Annotated in this window: 21 protein-coding genes and 1 tRNA gene; 20 read left to right on the top strand and 2 right to left on the bottom strand. The window is 37.7% G+C overall.

Translation table 11 applies throughout. From position 1 onward, the window contains the following. Positions 1-12: 12 nt before the first annotated feature. The 12 genes from hisD to CSE16_RS17840 all read left to right on the top strand — a co-directional run bounded on the left by hisD (position 13) and on the right by CSE16_RS17840 (position 10,721). Positions 13-1,290 (top strand): histidinol dehydrogenase, encoded by a 1,278-nt coding sequence (gene hisD / locus CSE16_RS17895; RefSeq protein WP_099425143.1) that lies wholly within the window; start codon positions 13-15, stop codon positions 1,288-1,290. 3 nt (positions 1,291-1,293) lie between these two features. After that, positions 1,294-1,887, top strand: coding sequence for an imidazoleglycerol-phosphate dehydratase HisB (gene hisB / locus CSE16_RS17890; protein ID WP_099425142.1), 594 nt, complete (start codon positions 1,294-1,296; stop codon positions 1,885-1,887). Then, positions 1,884-2,504: an imidazole glycerol phosphate synthase subunit HisH gene (hisH, locus tag CSE16_RS17885; RefSeq protein ID WP_099425141.1), complete on the top strand. Its 621-nt coding sequence runs from the start codon at positions 1,884-1,886 to the stop codon at positions 2,502-2,504. Before hisB ends, hisH begins: the two co-directional genes overlap by 4 nt. Next, entirely contained in the window at positions 2,498-3,256 is a 759-nt protein-coding gene (gene hisF, locus CSE16_RS17880) for an imidazole glycerol phosphate synthase subunit HisF (RefSeq protein ID WP_099425140.1), read from the top strand. Before hisH ends, hisF begins: the two co-directional genes overlap by 7 nt. Continuing rightward, positions 3,253-3,873 (top strand): bifunctional phosphoribosyl-AMP cyclohydrolase/phosphoribosyl-ATP diphosphatase HisIE, encoded by a 621-nt coding sequence (hisIE, locus tag CSE16_RS17875; RefSeq protein ID WP_099425139.1) that lies wholly within the window; start codon positions 3,253-3,255, stop codon positions 3,871-3,873. The genes hisF and hisIE overlap by 4 nt, the downstream gene beginning before the upstream one ends. 195 nt (positions 3,874-4,068) lie before the next feature. Then, positions 4,069-5,595, top strand: a complete 1,527-nt coding sequence (locus tag CSE16_RS17870) for a tetratricopeptide repeat protein (protein WP_099425138.1) — start codon at positions 4,069-4,071, stop codon at positions 5,593-5,595. Between the two features lie 151 nt (positions 5,596-5,746). After that, entirely contained in the window at positions 5,747-6,694 is a 948-nt protein-coding gene (trxB, locus tag CSE16_RS17865) for a thioredoxin-disulfide reductase (protein ID WP_099425137.1), read from the top strand. 304 nt (positions 6,695-6,998) lie between these two features. Then, the gene (locus tag CSE16_RS17860) at positions 6,999-7,466 is read left to right on the top strand and encodes an NUDIX hydrolase (RefSeq protein ID WP_099425136.1); all 468 of its coding nucleotides are present in this window, start codon (positions 6,999-7,001) and stop codon (positions 7,464-7,466) included. Positions 7,467-7,474: 8 nt separating this feature from the next. Next, positions 7,475-8,368, top strand: coding sequence for an RNase adapter RapZ (gene rapZ, locus CSE16_RS17855; RefSeq protein WP_099425135.1), 894 nt, complete (start codon positions 7,475-7,477; stop codon positions 8,366-8,368). Positions 8,369-8,372: 4 nt separating this feature from the next. Continuing rightward, on the top strand, positions 8,373-9,341 hold the full coding sequence (gene yvcK, locus CSE16_RS17850; protein WP_099425134.1) for a gluconeogenesis factor YvcK family protein: 969 nt from the start codon (positions 8,373-8,375) through the stop codon (positions 9,339-9,341). A 66-nt stretch (positions 9,342-9,407) separates the two neighbouring features. Further along, a complete protein-coding gene (gene whiA, locus CSE16_RS17845; RefSeq protein WP_099425133.1) occupies positions 9,408-10,355 on the top strand; it encodes a DNA-binding protein WhiA in 948 nt (315 codons plus the stop codon). A 108-nt stretch (positions 10,356-10,463) separates the two neighbouring features. Further along, entirely contained in the window at positions 10,464-10,721 is a 258-nt protein-coding gene (locus CSE16_RS17840; RefSeq protein ID WP_099425132.1) for an HPr family phosphocarrier protein, read from the top strand. Between the two features lie 148 nt (positions 10,722-10,869). Here the strand turns inward: CSE16_RS17840 and clpP are convergent, their stop codons facing one another. After that, positions 10,870-11,463 (bottom strand): ATP-dependent Clp endopeptidase proteolytic subunit ClpP, encoded by a 594-nt coding sequence (clpP, locus tag CSE16_RS17835; RefSeq protein WP_099425131.1) that lies wholly within the window; start codon positions 11,461-11,463, stop codon positions 10,870-10,872. Positions 11,464-11,722: 259 nt separating this feature from the next. Here clpP and CSE16_RS17830 point away from each other — a divergent pair. The 4 genes from CSE16_RS17830 to CSE16_RS17815 all read left to right on the top strand — a co-directional run bounded on the left by CSE16_RS17830 (position 11,723) and on the right by CSE16_RS17815 (position 14,852). Continuing rightward, positions 11,723-11,797, top strand: a tRNA-Arg gene (locus CSE16_RS17830). An 829-nt stretch (positions 11,798-12,626) separates the two neighbouring features. Beyond that, entirely contained in the window at positions 12,627-13,418 is a 792-nt protein-coding gene (locus CSE16_RS17825) for a basic amino acid ABC transporter substrate-binding protein (protein WP_099425130.1), read from the top strand. 19 nt (positions 13,419-13,437) lie between these two features. After that, a complete protein-coding gene (locus CSE16_RS17820; protein ID WP_172954402.1) occupies positions 13,438-14,133 on the top strand; it encodes an amino acid ABC transporter permease in 696 nt (231 codons plus the stop codon). After that, the gene (locus CSE16_RS17815) at positions 14,130-14,852 is read left to right on the top strand and encodes an amino acid ABC transporter ATP-binding protein (RefSeq protein ID WP_099425128.1); all 723 of its coding nucleotides are present in this window, start codon (positions 14,130-14,132) and stop codon (positions 14,850-14,852) included. The genes CSE16_RS17820 and CSE16_RS17815 overlap by 4 nt, the downstream gene beginning before the upstream one ends. A gap of 116 nt (positions 14,853-14,968) precedes the next feature. Here the strand turns inward: CSE16_RS17815 and CSE16_RS17810 are convergent, their stop codons facing one another. After that, positions 14,969-15,580 carry a spore coat protein gene (locus CSE16_RS17810; RefSeq protein ID WP_099425127.1) on the bottom strand — a complete coding sequence of 204 codons (612 nt, stop codon included), beginning with the start codon at positions 15,578-15,580 and terminating at the stop codon, positions 14,969-14,971. 355 nt (positions 15,581-15,935) lie between these two features. On the opposite strand from CSE16_RS17810, the gene CSE16_RS17805 reads away from it, so the two are divergent. The 4 genes from CSE16_RS17805 (at position 15,936) to CSE16_RS17795 (ending at position 18,516) form a co-directional block, all read left to right on the top strand. Next, positions 15,936-16,655, top strand: coding sequence for a TPM domain-containing protein (locus CSE16_RS17805; protein ID WP_099425126.1), 720 nt, complete (start codon positions 15,936-15,938; stop codon positions 16,653-16,655). Between the two features lie 114 nt (positions 16,656-16,769). Beyond that, entirely contained in the window at positions 16,770-16,961 is a 192-nt protein-coding gene (locus CSE16_RS21480; protein ID WP_157764858.1) for a hypothetical protein, read from the top strand. A 128-nt stretch (positions 16,962-17,089) separates the two neighbouring features. Beyond that, complete coding sequence (locus CSE16_RS17800; RefSeq protein WP_099425125.1) at positions 17,090-17,323, top strand: glutaredoxin family protein; 234 nt, start codon at positions 17,090-17,092, stop codon at positions 17,321-17,323. Between the two features lie 158 nt (positions 17,324-17,481). Beyond that, positions 17,482-18,516 carry a sugar-binding transcriptional regulator gene (locus tag CSE16_RS17795; RefSeq protein ID WP_253896118.1) on the top strand — a complete coding sequence of 345 codons (1,035 nt, stop codon included), beginning with the start codon at positions 17,482-17,484 and terminating at the stop codon, positions 18,514-18,516. The last annotated feature ends 55 nt before the right edge of the window (positions 18,517-18,571 follow it).

The following is an 18,571-nucleotide window of genomic DNA, read 5'->3' as shown; positions in this document are numbered from 1 at the left end:
AAGGGTGGAAGCATGAAAATTACAACACTAACGGGTGTAATTTCTTTAAAACGTCAGCTTGATAGTGGCAATGAGGAGCAATTAAAAACCGTGCGCCAAGTGATCGCGGACGTCCGTACAAAAGGTGATCAGGCGGTCAAGTATTATAGTGAAAAATGGGATGGCTTTGCACCAAAAAACTTGAAAGTGAGTGCCGCTGAAATGAATGAGGCAGTCGCTGGCTTTGATGCACAATTATATAAAGATTTAGAGGAAGCAGCACATAATATTCGTTTTTACCATAAGGAACAAAAACGTGATGGCTACAAGCTACCATTAGCAGATGGGTCTTGGCTTGGACAACGCATCACACCACTTGACGCAGTAGGGCTTTACGTACCAGGTGGCTCAGCAGCATATCCATCCTCGGTTTTAATGAATGTCATTCCTGCACAAGTAGCGGGTGTAAAACGTATTGTCATTACTTCACCTGCAGGCAAAGATGGCAAGCTACCAGCAGCTGTGTTAGTAGCAGCATACATATTAGGTGTGACAGAAATTTATAAAGTTGGTGGCGCACAGGCCATTGCAGCCCTTGCTTATGGTACGGAATCAATTGAACCTGTCGATAAAATTACAGGTCCAGGCAATATTTTTGTTGCATTGGCGAAACGCGAAGTATTTGGTGAGGTCGCGATTGATATGATTGCAGGCCCTTCAGAAATTTGTGTACTGGCAGATGATTCTGCGTATGCCGATGAAATCGCAGCCGACTTACTATCACAAGCAGAGCATGATGCATTAGCGTGCGCGGTACTCATTACGACGAGTGATGATTTAGCTGATGCAGTGGCAGAGCAAGTAGAAATACAATTGCGCAAGCTTCCACGTGAAAGCATAGCTCGTCATTCAATTGAAAAGTTTGGTCATATATATGTAGCTGAATCACTTGCAGAAGCAGTAAGTGCCGTCAATTCATTAGCACCTGAGCATTTAGAAGTCATAACAGATGATGCAGAGAAAGTTTCACAAATGATTACACATGCAGGCGCAATTTTTATCGGACGTTATAGTTCGGAGCCAGTAGGAGATTACTTCGCAGGTACGAACCATGTGTTGCCAACGAATTCAACAGCGCGTTTTGCAAGTGGCTTAAATGTGGAGGATTTTATAAAACGAACAAGTGTTGTTTATTATAGCGAAAAAACATGGGCACAAAATGCACCGAAAATTGCCCGCTTAGCAAGATTAGAAGGACTAGAAGGACATGCGCGTGCAGTAGAGTCACGTGGTTGGGACAAAGGAGAATAAAACATGGCACGTTTTGCTAAAATTGAGCGTAATACAAATGAAACGAAAATTGCAGTGGAACTAAATTTAGATGGTACTGGTCAAGCCGAAATTAAAACAGGCATTGGCTTTATGGATCATATGCTTGATTTATTTATTAAGCATGGTCTATTTGACGGGAAAATCATTGCGAATGGGGACATATGGATTGATGACCACCACACAGCAGAGGATATTGGTATTGTGCTTGGTCAAGTTTTCCGTGAAGCATTAGGGGATAAAAAAGGTATTAAGCGCTATGGCACGGCCTTTGTTCCGATGGATGATGCATTAGCGCAAGTTGTCGTAGATTGTTCAAACCGTCCACATTTTGAGTATCGTATTGAACCGACATTAAATGCGAAGGTGGGCACATTTGATACAGAACTTGTGCATGAGTTTTTATGGAAATTTACATTAGAAGCCCGTATTAATTTACACGTTATTGTACCTTATGGACATAATACACATCATGTTATTGAGGCAATTTTTAAAGCACTAGCACGTGCACTTGATGAGGCGATTCAATTAGATCCACGCGTCAAAGGAGTGCCTTCAACAAAGGGGCTGTTAACGTGAAAATTGGTGTAATAGATTATGGTATGGGCAATTTATTTTCTGTCGAGCAGGCATTAAAGCGTTTAAATGCGGAAGTCATTGTGACGAGTGATAAAGCCCAGCTTAATCAGGCAGACGCTCTTGTATTACCAGGTGTTGGCGCATTTCCAGATGCGATGAAAAGATTACAAGAAACGGACTTAATCGACTATATTAAAGCAACGAAAAAACCGTTTCTAGGCATTTGTCTTGGGATGCAGCTTCTGTTTGAGGCAAGTGATGAAGTGACGCCAACAATTGGCTTAGGCATATTCAAAGGGCGTATTGAGCGGTTTAAAGGGGTATCGCGTATTCCGCATATGGGTTGGAATGATTTAACACTTCAGCAAACACCGAATTGGTTACAAAATAAATCGTTGCCAAAAGATCGATTCGTCTATTTTGTGCATTCATTTTATGCATCGAATATTGCCTTGGAGCAATTAGTTGCAGCGGCACATTATGAAGGTGTAACCGTGCCAGGAATTGTGGCGAGGGATAATTTTACAGGCATGCAGTTTCATCCAGAAAAATCAGGACAATTGGGTATTTTCTTATTACGTGAATGGGCTAATGGAGTGGAGGCAACAGTATGCTAACAAAACGAATTATTCCATGCTTAGATGTGAAAGAAGGACGCGTTGTAAAGGGTGTGCAATTTGAAGGACTTCGTGATGCAGGTGATCCTGTTGAGCTGGCGAAGTTTTATGAAGAGCAAGGTGCCGATGAACTCGTGTTTTTAGATATTTCCGCATCACATGAAGGGCGTAAAACGATGGTGGATGTAGTACGCGAAACAGCGACTAGCTTGGCGATCCCATTTACAGTAGGTGGTGGCATTCGCACGCTGGAAGATATGAAGCGAATTTTACGCGCTGGTGCAGATAAAGTATCGGTCAACACTTCAGCATTAGAACGACCAGCGTTAATTAAAGAAGGCTCGGATTATTTTGGTGCACAATGCATCGTCTGTGCAATTGATGCACGATTTTCAGAAGAAGATGGCACATGGATGGTCTTTACACATGGCGGGCGCAAGAAAACGACTTGGCAGGCCGTAGAGTGGGCTCAGGAAGCGGTTCGTCTTGGGGCTGGAGAAATTTTATTGACGTCAATGAATCAAGACGGTGAAAAAGCGGGTTTTGATTTAGCGTTAACAAAGGCAGTACGCGAAGCAGTTACGGTTCCAGTCATTGCAAGTGGCGGTGCGGGCAATGCTGAACATTTTAGAGCGGTGTTGCAAGATGTGGATACAGATGCGGCTTTAGCGGCCAGTATTTTCCACTACAAAGAAACAAGTGTCGCCGAAGTGAAAAGTTATTTAAAAGAAAAAGGAGTTCCTGTACGATGAACGTAAAATTTAATGAACAAGGCTTAGTTCCTGTCGTTGTCCAGAATGCACAATCAAAAGAAATATTAACAGTAGCTAATATGAATGAAGAATCTTTAGCGAAAACGATTGAAACAGGCGAGACATGGTTTTTTTCTCGTTCACGCGCAGAGCTTTGGCATAAAGGTGCAACGAGCGGAAATACTCAGCAAGTTGTCTCCATTAAAACTGATTGTGACCAAGATGCGCTTGTTGTAGAAGTGATTCCTGCTGGACCAGCTTGTCACAACGGAACAACGTCGTGCTTTACAGAAAGCATCGTTGAAAATTCACGTTCAGGCTCAGTGGGCATTTTACCGAAGCTTGTAGAAATTATTAAGCAACGTGAAAATGATATGCCAGAAGGTGCATACACAACGTATTTATTCGATAAAGGCATCGATAAAATTTGTAAAAAGGTTGGGGAAGAGGCAACAGAGGTTGTCATTGGTGCCAAAAACCGCGACAAAGAAGAAGTGAAGTGGGAATCCGCCGATCTTTTATATCACCTTTTAGTATTGCTTCAAGAGCAAAAAGTTGATATTTACGAAGTGCTAGAAGTTTTACAAAAGCGGCATGAGGGGAACCTCCAAATTTAAGGGATGAAAATCACCGTAAAAGACGTGAAGTTGAATTTATGACATTAGTGCTGAATATGCTATAATAAAACCAATTATTTAAGGAACGTGAAATTGTGCGTTCCTTATTTCTTTGTTTCGTCGGAATACTACGACCATAATAATTGAAAGTAAAAAAGGAACGGAAAAGAACTTTCTAGTTTCGGAGGAATATGATTGGAAAATAAACGATTACAAGCTAAATCAACTAATATCGTGTCATTTATGCCGAATGGCGATTACTATTACAGCAAAGCTTTAAAGGCAATTGACCGTGATGAGATGGATCAAGCATATAAATATATAAAACGCGCGGCAGATTTAAGCCCAGATGATGCGAATGTGTTACTACAATACGGTATTTTAGAAATGGAATTACAAAATTTTGAACATGCATACGAATTGATTCATACAGCGTATAGTAAAGAGCCAAATGAAGCGGAAATTGTTTTTATGCTAGCTGAAATTTCCGGATGCCTTGGCTTGATGCATGATGCAAAAAAATTCGCTGCGCAGTATTTAGAAATGGAACCAGGTGGCTCATACAATGAAGATGCCTTGGAAATATTAGATTTCGTACACTATGTTTCAGATGAAGAACAAGATATAGATGAGCATGATACGGCTAAAATGATTGCACAGGAAAAAGCGAGACGTTTAATGGAGCAAGGGGATTTTCAGCAAGCTATTGAAGTACTTGAAAATGTCATTGAAGAATATCCACAGCTTTGGACTGCTTATAATAATTTAGCGCTGGCATATTTTTATATCGGTGAAGCCGAGCAAGCAAAAGCATTATTACATGAAGTTTTAAGAGAGAATCATGGCAATTTACATGCGCTTTGTAACTTAACGGTGATTGCTTACTATGAAAAGGATGAAGCAGAGCTAAAGGGATTTGTAACGTTACTAAAAAAGATTCAGCCGTATGACTGGGAAAATCGTTACAAACTTGGTGCAACACTAGCGCTAATAGGGCAATATGAGGAAGCCTTTAAATGGTTACGTTCGATGGATAAAAAAGGCTACGAAGGTGATACTGGATTTTATTTTTGGCTCGCACAATCAGCCTTTTTCTCAGGCCAGGAGCAATTTGCACAAGATACATGGAAAATCTTATTGGAATTAGATCCTACAAAAGAGGGATTAGAACCGTGGGCAAATGGTGAAACGGCAAAATACGGAAATACGATTGAGAATAATAGAGAATTCCTTATTCGCCAATTATCAGATGATAATGAATCGGGACGTCTATTCGGCTTGTTTTTATTAAAAAGGTCAGCGCATAAGCAAGAAATTGTCGCGCATCCAACAATTTTGAATGTATCCAATTTTACGGAATTAGAAAAGCTTTCTTTAGCGTATGCATTACAATACGAATTCAATGTAAAAGCAAATGCAGAAAAGACTTTCCTACGATTTATGGAAGTAGCCGAAAAAATTGTCGATGGCAATGAAATGATTTCAACTGAAGTCGCGCAAATTTTAAGTACTTGGTTTGCGATTGGAGAAATTGCTTTTAATGAAGGATATGATTTTAAAAATACGTCAGCTTTAGCGGCAGCAGTCGAATATTCTTACTATGAAGCATTAGAAAAAGATATGACAAAAAAGGCCATGGCCGAAAAATATAGCATCACTTCAGCAACACTTACAAAATACAACGACATACTTTACGATTTCATCCCAACCGAACTTGAATAAGTTCGTTTATTTGAATTTCAAGAATGTATGGCATACGATATAAAAGAAGTATTGTTAAATCGGTAAAAGATTATAAAGAAATCCACAAAAAAGGCAATGTCTCCACGATTTGAGTGGGATGTGTCTTTTAAATCGAAAGAGGAGAATTATCATGACAGAAGAGAAAATTTATGATGTAGTCATAATTGGTGCAGGTCCAGCAGGGATGACTGCCGCAGTGTATACATCTCGCGCAAACCTTTCAACATTAATGATAGAACGTGGTATTCCGGGTGGTCAAATGGCCAATACAGAAGAAGTAGAAAACTACCCAGGATTTGAAACGATTTTAGGCCCTGAGCTTTCTACAAAAATGTTCGAGCATGCGAAAAAATTCGGTGCAGAATATGCATATGGAGATGTTACTGAAATTATTGATGGTGAAGAATACAAAACTATTATTTCAGGTAAAAAACAATATAAAACTCGTACTATCATTGTTTCAACAGGCGCAGAATATAAAAAACTAGGTATTCCAGGTGAAACAGAGCTTGGTGGACGTGGCGTAAGCTATTGTGCAGTTTGTGATGGTGCGTTTTTCAAACAAAAGAACTTAATCGTTATCGGTGGTGGCGATTCAGCGGTAGAAGAGGGTATTTTCTTAACACGTTTTGCCGACAAAGTAACTATTGTACACCGTCGTGATAAATTACGTGCACAAAAAATTATTCAAGATCGCGCATTTGCAAATGAAAAAATTGATTTCATTTGGAATACTACAATTAAAGAAATTCATGAAGTAGATGGTAAAGTAGGTAAAGTAACTTTGGTATCAACAGTAGATGGCGAAGAACAAGAAGTCGTAACAGATGGCGTATTCGTATATGTAGGTATGTTGCCATTAACAAAGCCATTTGGACCATTAAATATTTTAAATGAATTAGGCTATATTGTAACAAATGATAAAATGGAAACAGCTGTACCTGGTATTTATGCAGCAGGAGATGTACGCGAAAAAACACTACGTCAAATCGTAACAGCAACAGGCGATGGCAGTATTGCTGCACAATCAGCGCAACATTTTATTGAAGAGCTGAAAGAAAAATTTAATTTAGTCTAAATTTTAGAAATATTTAATGTGAATGTAATCAAACTGAAATAATATTAGGTTAAACTAAGAGTGTAATTGTTTAACCCCCTGATATTCTAATATTTTTAAGGTTGTTTCCATGTAAAGAAGCGTGGAAGCAACCTCTTTTTGTTGTAGAAGTGGAAAGTAAATAACTCGTTCACCAATAAAATTTAGGAATGGCAATCAACCCCACGTTACATTAAAGAAATAATTGGGTACGCACGTTCTTTTACGTAATGCATTTGACAAGGTATAATATATGTAGGATCAAATGAAGGATTGAGGTGTTAATATGCAACGTATTACAAACTTATTGGCAATTAAAGATGGAAAAGTATTATTACTACAAAAACCAAGAAGAGGATGGTTTGTTGCCCCAGGCGGAAAAATGGAGCAAGGTGAATCCATTTATGAATCAGCAGTACGTGAATTTCAAGAAGAAACGAACTTAACACCAAACTATGTTCATTTAAAAGGCACTTACACAATGGTCATAAAAGATGGCGAAAACGTAGTAGATGAATGGATGCTTTATACATTTGTCGCAAAAGACGTGGAAGGTTCGCCATTCGAAGAAACGCGAGAAGGTATACTCGGTTGGCATTCTATTGACAGTTTAAAAACATTACCAATGGCAGCCGGGGATCGAACAAATTTATTATTCGCGGCATTAAAGGACGGTATGCAATATGGTACATTTGAATATACAAAGGATTTTGAGTTAATTAGCGAAAAAATCCAAAATTCAATGGAACAATAAAAAAGGAGATGAATTTTGTGGGTAATAGTTCAAGCTATACACATGAGCTAGTTATTATTACAGGGATGTCCGGAGCGGGTAAAACAGTAGCTGTACAAAGCTTTGAAGATTTAGGATATTACTGCGTCGATAATTTACCACCAGAATTATTAACAACTTTTTTAGCCTTAATGAAAGATTCTGCAAAAAAAATTACACGTATTGCCGTTGTAATGGATTTAAGAGGACGCGAATTTTTTGAATCCCTTATTGAATCACTTGATACATTGTTAGAAGAAGAGGAAATTTTGCCTCGCATTTTATTTTTAGATGCAGATGATGCAGCACTTGTCCGTCGATATAAAGAAACGCGTCGAGCACATCCACTTGGACCAAAAGGGTTACTACTTGAAGGGATTCAACTTGAACGTCAACTGCTTTCTGAAGTAAAAGAACGTGCACAAATCGTAGTCAATACTTCAAAAATGAAGCCGCGTGAATTACGAGAGCGCATTACGACAGAGTTTTCGAATATGAGTAGTCCAACATTTTCAATTAATTTGATGTCTTTTGGCTTTAAGTATGGGATTCCGATTGATGCTGATTTAGTTTTTGATGTCCGATTTTTAAAAAATCCATATTATGTAGAAGAGCTCCGTCACAAGACAGGATTACAAACAGAAGTTTCCTCCTATGTTTTAGCCACAGAAGAAACGCAACAGCTCATTATGAAACTAACAGATTTATTTTCATTTATGATTCCGCAATACCGTCATGAAGGAAAATCACAGCTAGTCATTGCATTTGGCTGTACAGGTGGTCAGCATCGCTCTGTGACACTAGCGGAATATTTCGGCAAGCTCATCGGTAATAATCATCACGCAGTTATTACGCATAGAGATATCAATCATAGAAAGGATTGATGTAATGAAAAAAAAGAAAACACGTATTGTAGTCATTGGTGGCGGTACAGGGCTATCAACGATATTACGCGGCCTAAAACAACACCCATTTGATATTACTGCGATTGTAACCGTAGCAGATGATGGTGGCTCTTCAGGGCGATTACGCGATGATTACGATATTCCACCGCCAGGAGATGTCCGAAATGTTATTGCGGCATTGTCGGATGTGGAGCCTTTGGTGGAGCAAATGTTTCAATACCGTTTCTCTCAATCAAATGATTTAGGGGGACATTCATTAGGAAATTTAATGCTGACTGCTTTGACGGAAATTACCGGTGATTTTAATCATGCCATTGCTGAGATGAGCAAGGTATTAAATGTACATGGTAAAGTCGTGCCAGCTGCAAATAAAAAAGTAACACTCCATGCGGAATTAAACGACGGTACAAAAATTGTGGGGGAATCTAAAATTCCATCTGGTCATGCACCAATAAAGCGTGTGTATTTAGAGCCGGGTAATGTGAAACCATTGCCCGCTGCGATCCATGCTATAGAGCGTGCACAATATATTTTGATTGGTCCTGGTAGCTTATATACGAGCATTATCCCTAATTTACTTGTGAAAGGAATTGGGGAGGCTGTCGTGCGCGCAAAAGGAGAGAAAATTTATATTTCTAACTTAATGACGCAGCTTGGGGAGACAATTCATTACACAGCATCACAACATATAGAAGCGATTCATGCACATGTGGGGCGACCATTTATTGAGGCTCTGCTTATTAATGAAAAGAAATTACATCCGTCGATCTATGAAAATTATCGGGAAGAAAATGCTGAACCTGTGCAATTCGATGTCGATAAATTAGAGGCCATGGGTATCAAAGTTATTCAAAAAGAGATTGCCATTATTCAAGATGGTGTCGTACGTCATGATGCAAAAAATTTAGCGGATTGGCTCTGCGAATATGCAGGGCAAAATAAAAATCAATAAATATCTAATAACTAAACTTGTAAGCGTTTGAATACATAGTTTGCTAGGAAAGGGGGAAAACAACACATGTCATTTGCATCAGAAATGAAAAAAGAACTCACACAAATTGAAGCGGATGACAATAGTTTAAAGGCAGAAGTGTCCGCCCTTATTCGCATGAATGGATCATTAAGCTTTGCTAATCGCCAGCTCAGTTTAGATGTGCAAACGGAGAACGCCGCGATTGCAAGAAGGCTTTATACCATTGTGAAAAAATTGTACCCATATACCGTAGAATTACTTGTTCGAAAAAAAATGCGTTTGAAAAAGAATAATGTTTATATTTGCCGTATTCGTGATGGGGCCCGTGAATTATTAGCTGATTTAGAAATACTTTCGAATTCTTTTGAACTTAATCATACCATTTCAAATGTGCTAATACAGAAAAATAGTCAGCGGCGTGCTTATTTACGAGGAGCATTTTTAGCAGGAGGATCGGTCAATAATCCAGAAACATCTTCCTATCATTTAGAAGTGTATTCTTTATATATAGAGCATGCAGAAGCATTAGCAGATTTGATGAACTGTTATGATTTAAATGCGAAAACGATTGAACGAAAAAAGGGCTTCGTTACGTATTTAAAAGAAGCTGAAAAAATTTCTGATTTCTTAAATTTAGTAGGTGCACACCAAGCGATGTTAAAGTTCGAGGATGTTCGTATCGTTCGGGATATGCGTAATAGTGTCAATCGTATCGTCAATTGTGAAACCGCTAATTTAAATAAAACAATAGGTGCTGCATTAAGACAAGTAGAAAATATTCGTTATATTGATAATGCAATCGGTTTAGATCAGTTACCTGAAAAATTACGTGAAATTGCAAGATTGCGTGTGGAATATCAAGATGTTACATTAAAAGAACTTGGTGAAATGGTATCTACTGGTATCGTAAGTAAATCTGGTGTGAATCACCGTCTACGAAAAATTGATGAAATCGCCGAAGCTATACGTCGTGGGGAGCATGTAATCAAATAAAATGTGAACGATTTCATAAATCATGTGTTCAATTATTGTTCTTTTTGGATAATTTAGATAAGATGAAGTATATATAGTAAGGAACGGTTGTGAAAGGGAGTATTTCATATGGTAGAAAAGCAAGTTGAAGTAAAACTAAAATCAGGCTTACAGGCTAGGCAAGCAGCATTATTCGTACAAGAGGCGAACCGATATAAATCGGATGTTTTTTTACAAAAAGATCATAAAAAGGTAAATGCAAAATCGATTATGGGCATTATGAGCTTAGCCGTTGGAAAAGGAACCATTGTCACATTAAGAGCAGAAGGCCATGATGAAGAAAAAGCACTAAATGCACTGCAAGTATTAATCGAAAAAGAAGATTAATCATAACTAATTACATGACACAAACAAATGGATTACTCTATTTGTTTGTGTTTTTGTTTGTGGATTGAAAAAACTGCCCACACAATCGTGTAAAATGATTGCGCGGACAGTTTATTCGTGAAATGGCGGAATCGACCGCTTTACTTATTTACTTTTTTAAATCATTACGCTCGTAAATTTTATCGATTAAGCCGTACTCTTTCGCCTGTTCAGCAGTCATGAAGTTATCACGATCTGTATCGCGAGCAAGTGTTTCGTAATCTTGACCTGAATTTTCAGCCATAATACGATTTAATTTTTCACGTAAGAATAAAATACGTTTTGCTGCAATTTCAATTTCAGTTGCTTGACCTTGTGCACCGCCTAAAGGTTGGTGAATCATTACTTCTGAGTTAGGTAATGCAATACGTTTTCCTTTAGCACCTGCAGATAAGAGGAAGGCACCCATTGAAGCAGCCATACCGATACAAATTGTTGAAACGTCCGGCTTGATAAAGTTCATTGTGTCATAGATAGCCATACCTGAAGTAATTGAGCCACCTGGAGAATTAATGTAAAGGTGAATATCCTTATCTGGATCTTCTGCCTCTAGGAATAAAAGCTGTGCAACGATTGAGTTTGATACGTTGTCATCAATCGCACTTCCTAGTAAAATAATACGGTCCTTAAGTAAACGTGAATAAATATCATAAGCACGCTCACCGCGATTTGTTTGTTCAATAACTGTAGGAATTAAATTCATTGTAAAATCCTCCCCTGTTAAAAGCTAAATTCGTATACTTGTGCTGAAATTGGTAAGTATTTCAGCTGTATACTTATAATACACATGTTAGTCAAGGATGGTCAAATATAAAGCTTAATTTTCGTAGTTGAAAAGTATGCCCACCCTTTGTATAATAGGAATATCGTCAAATTCAATGGCACATTGTCATTACCATTTAATATTTTGGTAGCATGCTGCTTTTAAGCGCTATGCGTTTCCTCCTTATTAATTATAGTAAGCCCTCGTGGTGTAATGGATAACACGTAAGATTCCGGTTCTTGCGCTGGGGGTTCGATTCCCTCCGAGGGCGCCATGTTACTTATTAAGATATGTTAAAGATTGTATGTGAAACCCTCTAAATATTGAACTAGCAATATATAAGGAGATTTACTCTACAAAAACCTTTTTTCTGAAAAGCTTAATAAATAGATAGACAATGAAACAACACTACACAAGTATTACACTTTTTGTAAACCAAACATTACAACTCACCCTCCAAAACTTCAGCGGAAAAATCACAAATTCAAATATCTTTATAAAAATAATTGAAATTGCTTGAAAAAACCTTCAATAATTAGTACATTAATAAATGTTGTATTAAATGAGCAAAAAATCGACTTTTTTCGACATCGCACAAACGCTACGTATCGTTTTCTCGTAATTGAGCTATGTAGCCATTCTATTATGCCTTTCATGGGCGCCATTTTACTGTTTTAATATACTTATATATTCCGATTGTGGAGGTAGTGTAATAAACTATCGCCAACAATGGGGGAATGAAGGTTTAATGGGGTAAAATAATCACTGTACCGATTCATTTTATCCCAAACTCATTCTTTTTAAACTTAAAATAAAATTTTGAGCGTAACACATCTAATTGTGTTGCGTTTTTTTTTTTTTGATGTATAAATGGAATAAAGCTGTATAAAATGAATATTCAGCAAGGGCTTTAACTGGAATGGATGAATAATTATTTATAAAATGTAAAAATACTGCTCGTTTAGTTTATAAAAATGCATGAATGTGCAATAATAATCATTATTTTTAAAATTTAGTGTTGTATATTAATTGTGAAATTAATATAATAGGTGAAGCTAATTAAAATCAATTATTAAATAATGAAGCATTAGGAGGAGTATATTATGAAAAAGAATAAATTATTCAAAATAATCGCACCATTTGCAGCCGTAACGATGATTTTAGCGGCATGTGGAGCGGATAAGGATTCTACAGGCGCGTCAACAGATGATGCTGGAAAAATTACAAAAATTGTTGCGGGTACTGAGGCAACGTATGCACCATTTGAATATTTAGATACCAAAGGAAATGTAGTTGGATTAGATGCAGAAATTTTAGCGGCTATCGGTGAGGAAATGGGCATCGAAACAGAAATTGAAAATACAGGCTGGGATGCCATGATGAGCCAAGTTACTACTGGTGGAATTGATATGGGCGCAGCAGCCATTACAATTACAGATGAACGTAAAGAAACGTATGACTTCACAGATCCTTATTATGAAGCTTCATTATTAATTGTGACAAAAGAGGATTCGAAAATTGAAAAGTTAGATGAACTAAAGGATTCGAAAATTGCTGTGCAAATGAATACTACGGGTCATATTGCAGCACAAGAATTACAAGGCAAAGGTAGTAAAAATATTTTAGCGTATGAAAACTTCTCGGTAGCATTAACAGAAGTACTTAATGGTTCAGCGGAGGCTGCAATTGGTGATAATGCAGTTATTTTAGAATACATTAAAAATAACCCAGACTCAGGATTGAAAACAATTGAAGATGATTCATTTGAAGTAGATTACTTTGGATTCATGGTGAAAAAAGGAAATAAAGAATTGTTAGATGTTTTAAATGAAGGTTTAGGAAAGATTAAAGAAAACGGTAAGCTAGCAGAAATTACAGGAACAGAAATTGAGTAACGTTTAGGAGGTGTTTCAGATGGATTTTTTTAGATGGGATATAATCTGGGACTACCGTGAATTATATTTAAGTGGTTTTTTAACGACAATTATTTTAACGCTATGCGGTTATATCGGCGGGGTTATTTTCGGATTGTTACTCGGATTAGGTCAAGTTTCGAATAAAAAGTGGATTTATTGGCCAGCAAAAATTTATATTGACGTATTTCGTGGTACACCAATGCTTGTACAATTACTATTAATTCATTTAGCAGTAATCCCGACAATATTTGGTGAATCAATGAGCTGGTGGGTATCAGGGATTGTAGGGCTAATTTTAAATAGTGCAGCCTACAATGCAGAAATTTTCCGTGCTGGAATTCAGTCTATTGATAAAGGTCAAATGGAAGCAGCTCGTTCACTCGGGTTAACGCATTCTCAAGCGATGCGTAAAGTAATATTACCGCAAGCTTTCCGCCGTATGATTCCACCACTAGGTAATGAATTTATTGCATTATTAAAAGATTCTTCACTTGTGACAGTTATTGCAGGGGCAGAAATTTTATATGTCAGTAAGGTCGTGGCGGGCACATATCAACGTTTCTGGGAGCCATATTTATTTGCAGCATTCCTTTATTTAGTTTTAACCTATACAGCGACGAAGATTATTGCAATGGTTGAAAAGCGTGTCGACATTAATTATAATCCTCGAAAGAAAAGGGGCACGCATAAATGATTAAAGTACAAAATTTACACAAGCATTTTGGCAAGCTCGAAGTATTAAAGGGTATTGATTATGAAGTTCATGAAAAAGAAGTCGTATGTGTCATTGGTCCTTCAGGTTCGGGGAAAAGTACGTTTCTTCGTTGTATGAACTTGCTTGAAGAAGTGACAGATGGTGCTATTTATATTGAAGGTGTAAAAATTAATGACCCGCAAACGAATATTAACGATATTCGCACAGAGGTAGGCATGGTGTTCCAACAGTTCAACCTGTTTCCGCATATGTCAGTAATTGATAATATTATGATGGCACCAATGCAAATTCGTAAAATAAGTAAAGTAGAAGCCGAAAAGCTAGCGTTAGAATTGCTTACTAAAGTAGGGTTACGTGAAAAGGCGGATAATTTCCCGCAGCAGCTATCAGGTGGACAACAGCAGCGTGTCGCGATTGCACGAGCTCTTGCGATGAAGCCGAAAATTATGCTGTTTGATGAGCCGACATCTGCGCTTGATCCAGAGATGGTGAAAGAAGTGCTAGAGGTTATGAAAGATTTAGCAAAAGAAGGAATGACAATGGTTGTCGTGACGCATGAAATGGGCTTTGCACGTGAAGTGGGCGATCGCGTATTATTTATGGATGGTGGCTATATTGTTGAAGAAGGTCACCCAAATGATGTATTTGGTAATCCGCAAAACGAACGTACACAAGCGTTTTTAGGCAAAGTACTGTAATCATTCAGCGATATCTGGATACAATTATGTTAAGGCATAATTGATTATACACCCAAAATTAAAATGTAAAAAAAGCTGCCTTGCTAGAATAAGGCAGCTTTTTTGTTATAGAATTTTTAATTTGGCATATTTTTTGCTTGTTGTGCTTGACCAAACATGTTTAGCATTGTGTTCATATCTGCTTGTGAAAGTTGTGCGACTTGGTAAATACCTTTTTTGTTTTGATAAAGCGAAACTTCGTAAGCCATTTCGATACAGTTAGGGACAGAATCCTGAAGAACGCGACGTACAACCGGATTTGTAGATTCAAGTGCCGCAGCAGTTTTCCCTTTTGCACTATTTTTATGACAGCCAAGCATGAAACCAGAAATAACACCATCACAAATTTCACTAGCAGTTTGAATCGGTTTTTTCGGCTCACCAGGTTTCAATCCATAAGTGAAATCATTGCCCATTTGCATATTGTAGCTTCTTGTCGGATGCTGTGGATCTTTACCAGTTTTGTAAGCCTCCATCGTAATATTGTATTCATCGAGCATAAATGCGTACTGACGGTCCATCATTGTAAGGAGTTCTTGATCCTGTACTTGATCTCTTAACAGTACATATTGATTCAGACCTGAAATCATCGAACCTAATACCTCATGTACGTCGAAAAGCTCGTGGGCACCGTGATTCATCGAAAGCGGCATGGAATTATCTTGAGATTGTGAAGATTGGGTTTCCATAATTAATAACCTCCATAACAAAAATTTTCATACACGGTTATTGTGGCTATTAGTAAAAAAAACATGCATAAAACCATTTGGGAGAAGCGGAAAAAAGTAGAATTTTTCTATGATAAAAAACAACAATGGCAATGTAATAATTACGATATTTGTGATATTAGCCTGCATTGGATTAGTAGCAATGTTCACTATGCCAAAATATAATAATTTAATATGATTCAGCAAAAATCCTCCATTTTATAAATGGGGGATAATTGCCAAATGTGCCCTTCATTCAGTGGGTATTTAAACCTAGCTTGAAGTAAGGGAACTCTGGCTAACAATGCCAAGTCGCTTTCGGAGAGGGGGAGATGACATGAGATTTTTAGTTTTATTCATTATATGTATGTTTGTGATGCCATTTACGATAATGGCGGCAATTCCGAAAAAGCCTGCATATCAATCGTATGTTTATGATCAAGCCAATGTGATTTCAGATGATGTTGAGCAACAATTGATTCAAACAGCAAAGGCATTGGAAAGTTCGACAGGCAATGTGATTGTCATGATGACACTTGATACAATTGTGGATTTAGAGCCTTATGAATTTGGCGAAGAAGTGATACGCGAATGGGGTATTGGGGATGCACAGTTAAATAATGGGATACTTATTTTTGTGACACCGAATGCAGGGGCGGGCATTAATAATAGTTGGATTGTTGTTGGGGACGGCTTAAAAGGAGAGTATCCAGGTGAGTTACTGAGAGGCATGATCGATACGTATATGATGCCTTATATAGAAAAAGGAGATTATACGACTGCAATTGCAAACATTTTAAGTACCTTTTATGTAAAAATGGATGGAGATGTAGGTGGCACAGATTTAGTAAAGCCTGTTAATGAAGATGATGCAGATTTACCAACAGCACTTATTATTTTTATCGTAATTATTTATTTGAGCCTTAGCAAATTTGGTGGCGGCGGTCCGGGTGGGCGTAGAAGAACAGTGAGGCACATATACCGCACAGGAGGTTTCCCAACAAGCGGTTTCGGAAGTGGGAGGCGCTCATCGGGTGGTGGGGATAAAATGGATTAATATGAACATGGCGCGCGAAATATTCCGACAATTCACTATGTTTAATGAAAATACATTGAGTGAGGTTGGATGGGGGGTCCTATGTGAGAGGAAATCTTACGTGGGGCTTTTCTTGTGAGTAATTGTCTTTATGAAAATACGGAGCAATTACGGATTATATGTGTTAACAATATAGGCTGTATTTTGGGTTCTGGTGGACAGAATTTAATAGTTAGTAAGTTAAAAGTGAGGGATAGAACGACCGTTCAGCCGTTGCACCGTCAAATCTGCGCAACTATTACAGTAGACAAAACGGCGATTATGTAAGGAAGGGTATTAAAGTATTTAGAGTCATTTCGTATATCATTTCTTTTCGCTACTTATTTGTTGGATATGAGGCTAAGTTCCTTCATATATCGTTACGCCTATGCCATAATGATAGTGGGGGTGTAATGATGCACGTAAAATTTTTTACAAAACCAAACTGCGAGCTATGCATAGAAGGCTTGCAAACGTTAAAGATTGTCCAAGAAGACATTGCATTTCAAATCGAAATAGTTAATATTGAAGAAAATGATGCTATTCATGAAAAATACATGCTGATGATTCCGGTAATTGAATGGAATGATCGAATTATTCAGTATGGTCGACTTGATTATCCAACATTGTTTGAGGCGCTAAGTGAATGAAACTAGCGCCTAAACGCTAAAATTTGATCAATTTTTATTGCAAAAATTATTAGTTTATTTTATAATGGCATTAGAAATTCATTTTTTTTGCACCAAGTGGGACATAAAATTACAAAGAGGGACATATATAGTCCAATATAGAGTTAGTAGGTGGTTTTTTGGACAATCGTTCTTATTTGGATGCAGGACGAAAGTTAATGCCAGAAATCGAAAAGATTTTTAAAAAGCGATTTCGTGTTTTACAAGCAATTGAGATGTACGGTCCAATTGGCAGAAGAGCTTTAGCTGAGCAGCTGCAATGGACAGAACGAGAAGTGCGCAATGAAACAGATATTTTAAGTGAGCAACAACTAATTGTCATTCAACAAAAGGGCATGATTTGCTCGGCACAAGGGTATGGCATATTAGAGCAACTCAAGGAATTATTCCATGAAATATCGGGTATAACAACGAAGGAGCAGCGACTTGCAAAGCTCTTTAAAATTGAACGTGTTATTATCATTCCCGGCAACGTTGAAGAAGATGCAACGATTAAGTATGTATTAGGTAAAGAAGGCGCAAAAATCATTACGAAACACGCACAAGGAAAATGTAATATTGCGGTTACAGGTGGAAACTCAGTTGCAGCAATTGGCGATTTTTTAACGCCAGTCTCTCCGCTTAATACGGCATGCTTTATTGCGGCACGCGGTGGAATGGGCGATGAAATGAGCTTCCAAGCAAATACAATCGTCGCAAAGTTTGCTCAAAAATGTACCGCAACTTATCGCACCTTATTTTTACCAGAGCATTTAAGTGAGCAAGCATATCAAGCGATGAAAAGTGAGCCTATGATTCAAGAGATGATGGCTTTATATGAAAAAGTCAGTATTGTTGTTCATGGAATTGGCGCAGCGCAAGAGATGGCCATTCGACGTAATAGTTCTCAAATAGAGCAGCAATTATTAGAAGAAAAAGGAGCAGTAGGAGAAGCTTTTGGCTATTATTTCAACGAGACAGGGGAAATTGTTCATCATATTCGAACGATTGGTATCCAGCTCGAACAAGTAAAAAAGGCACAGCATATTATTGCTATTGCGGCTGGTATAAATAAAGCCATCGCGATTCAAGCGTACTTTAAAAATGCCGCACCACAGACAACATTCATTACAGATGAACAAACGGCAAATGAAATCATTTCCAAAATAAAATAAGTTTTTAACGACGTGCTCAAGCACAGACTGTTTAAATAAATATATTTAACTGGAG

Source organism: Solibacillus sp. R5-41, from assembly GCF_002736105.1.
GTDB lineage: Bacteria > Bacillota > Bacilli > Bacillales_A > Planococcaceae > Solibacillus.
This window is presented reverse-complemented; position numbering and strand designations above follow the sequence as displayed.

Coding starts and splice junctions, on each gene's coding strand:
- hisD (WP_099425143.1), top strand. CDS start 13: ATGAAAATTACAACACTAACGGGTGTAATTTCTTTAAAACGTCAGCTT.
- hisB (WP_099425142.1), top strand. CDS start 1,294: ATGGCACGTTTTGCTAAAATTGAGCGTAATACAAATGAAACGAAAATT.
- hisF (WP_099425140.1), top strand. CDS start 2,498: ATGCTAACAAAACGAATTATTCCATGCTTAGATGTGAAAGAAGGACGC.
- hisIE (WP_099425139.1), top strand. CDS start 3,253: ATGAACGTAAAATTTAATGAACAAGGCTTAGTTCCTGTCGTTGTCCAG.
- trxB (WP_099425137.1), top strand. CDS start 5,747: ATGACAGAAGAGAAAATTTATGATGTAGTCATAATTGGTGCAGGTCCA.
- CSE16_RS17860 (WP_099425136.1), top strand. CDS start 6,999: ATGCAACGTATTACAAACTTATTGGCAATTAAAGATGGAAAAGTATTA.
- rapZ (WP_099425135.1), top strand. CDS start 7,475: ATGAATTTTGTGGGTAATAGTTCAAGCTATACACATGAGCTAGTTATT.
- yvcK (WP_099425134.1), top strand. CDS start 8,373: ATGAAAAAAAAGAAAACACGTATTGTAGTCATTGGTGGCGGTACAGGG.
- whiA (WP_099425133.1), top strand. CDS start 9,408: ATGTCATTTGCATCAGAAATGAAAAAAGAACTCACACAAATTGAAGCG.
- CSE16_RS17840 (WP_099425132.1), top strand. CDS start 10,464: ATGGTAGAAAAGCAAGTTGAAGTAAAACTAAAATCAGGCTTACAGGCT.
- clpP (WP_099425131.1), bottom strand. CDS start 11,463: ATGAATTTAATTCCTACAGTTATTGAACAAACAAATCGCGGTGAGCGT.
- CSE16_RS17825 (WP_099425130.1), top strand. CDS start 12,627: ATGAAAAAGAATAAATTATTCAAAATAATCGCACCATTTGCAGCCGTA.
- CSE16_RS17820 (WP_172954402.1), top strand. CDS start 13,438: ATGGATTTTTTTAGATGGGATATAATCTGGGACTACCGTGAATTATAT.
- CSE16_RS17815 (WP_099425128.1), top strand. CDS start 14,130: ATGATTAAAGTACAAAATTTACACAAGCATTTTGGCAAGCTCGAAGTA.
- CSE16_RS17810 (WP_099425127.1), bottom strand. CDS start 15,580: ATGGAAACCCAATCTTCACAATCTCAAGATAATTCCATGCCGCTTTCG.
- CSE16_RS17805 (WP_099425126.1), top strand. CDS start 15,936: ATGAGATTTTTAGTTTTATTCATTATATGTATGTTTGTGATGCCATTT.
- CSE16_RS17800 (WP_099425125.1), top strand. CDS start 17,090: ATGCACGTAAAATTTTTTACAAAACCAAACTGCGAGCTATGCATAGAA.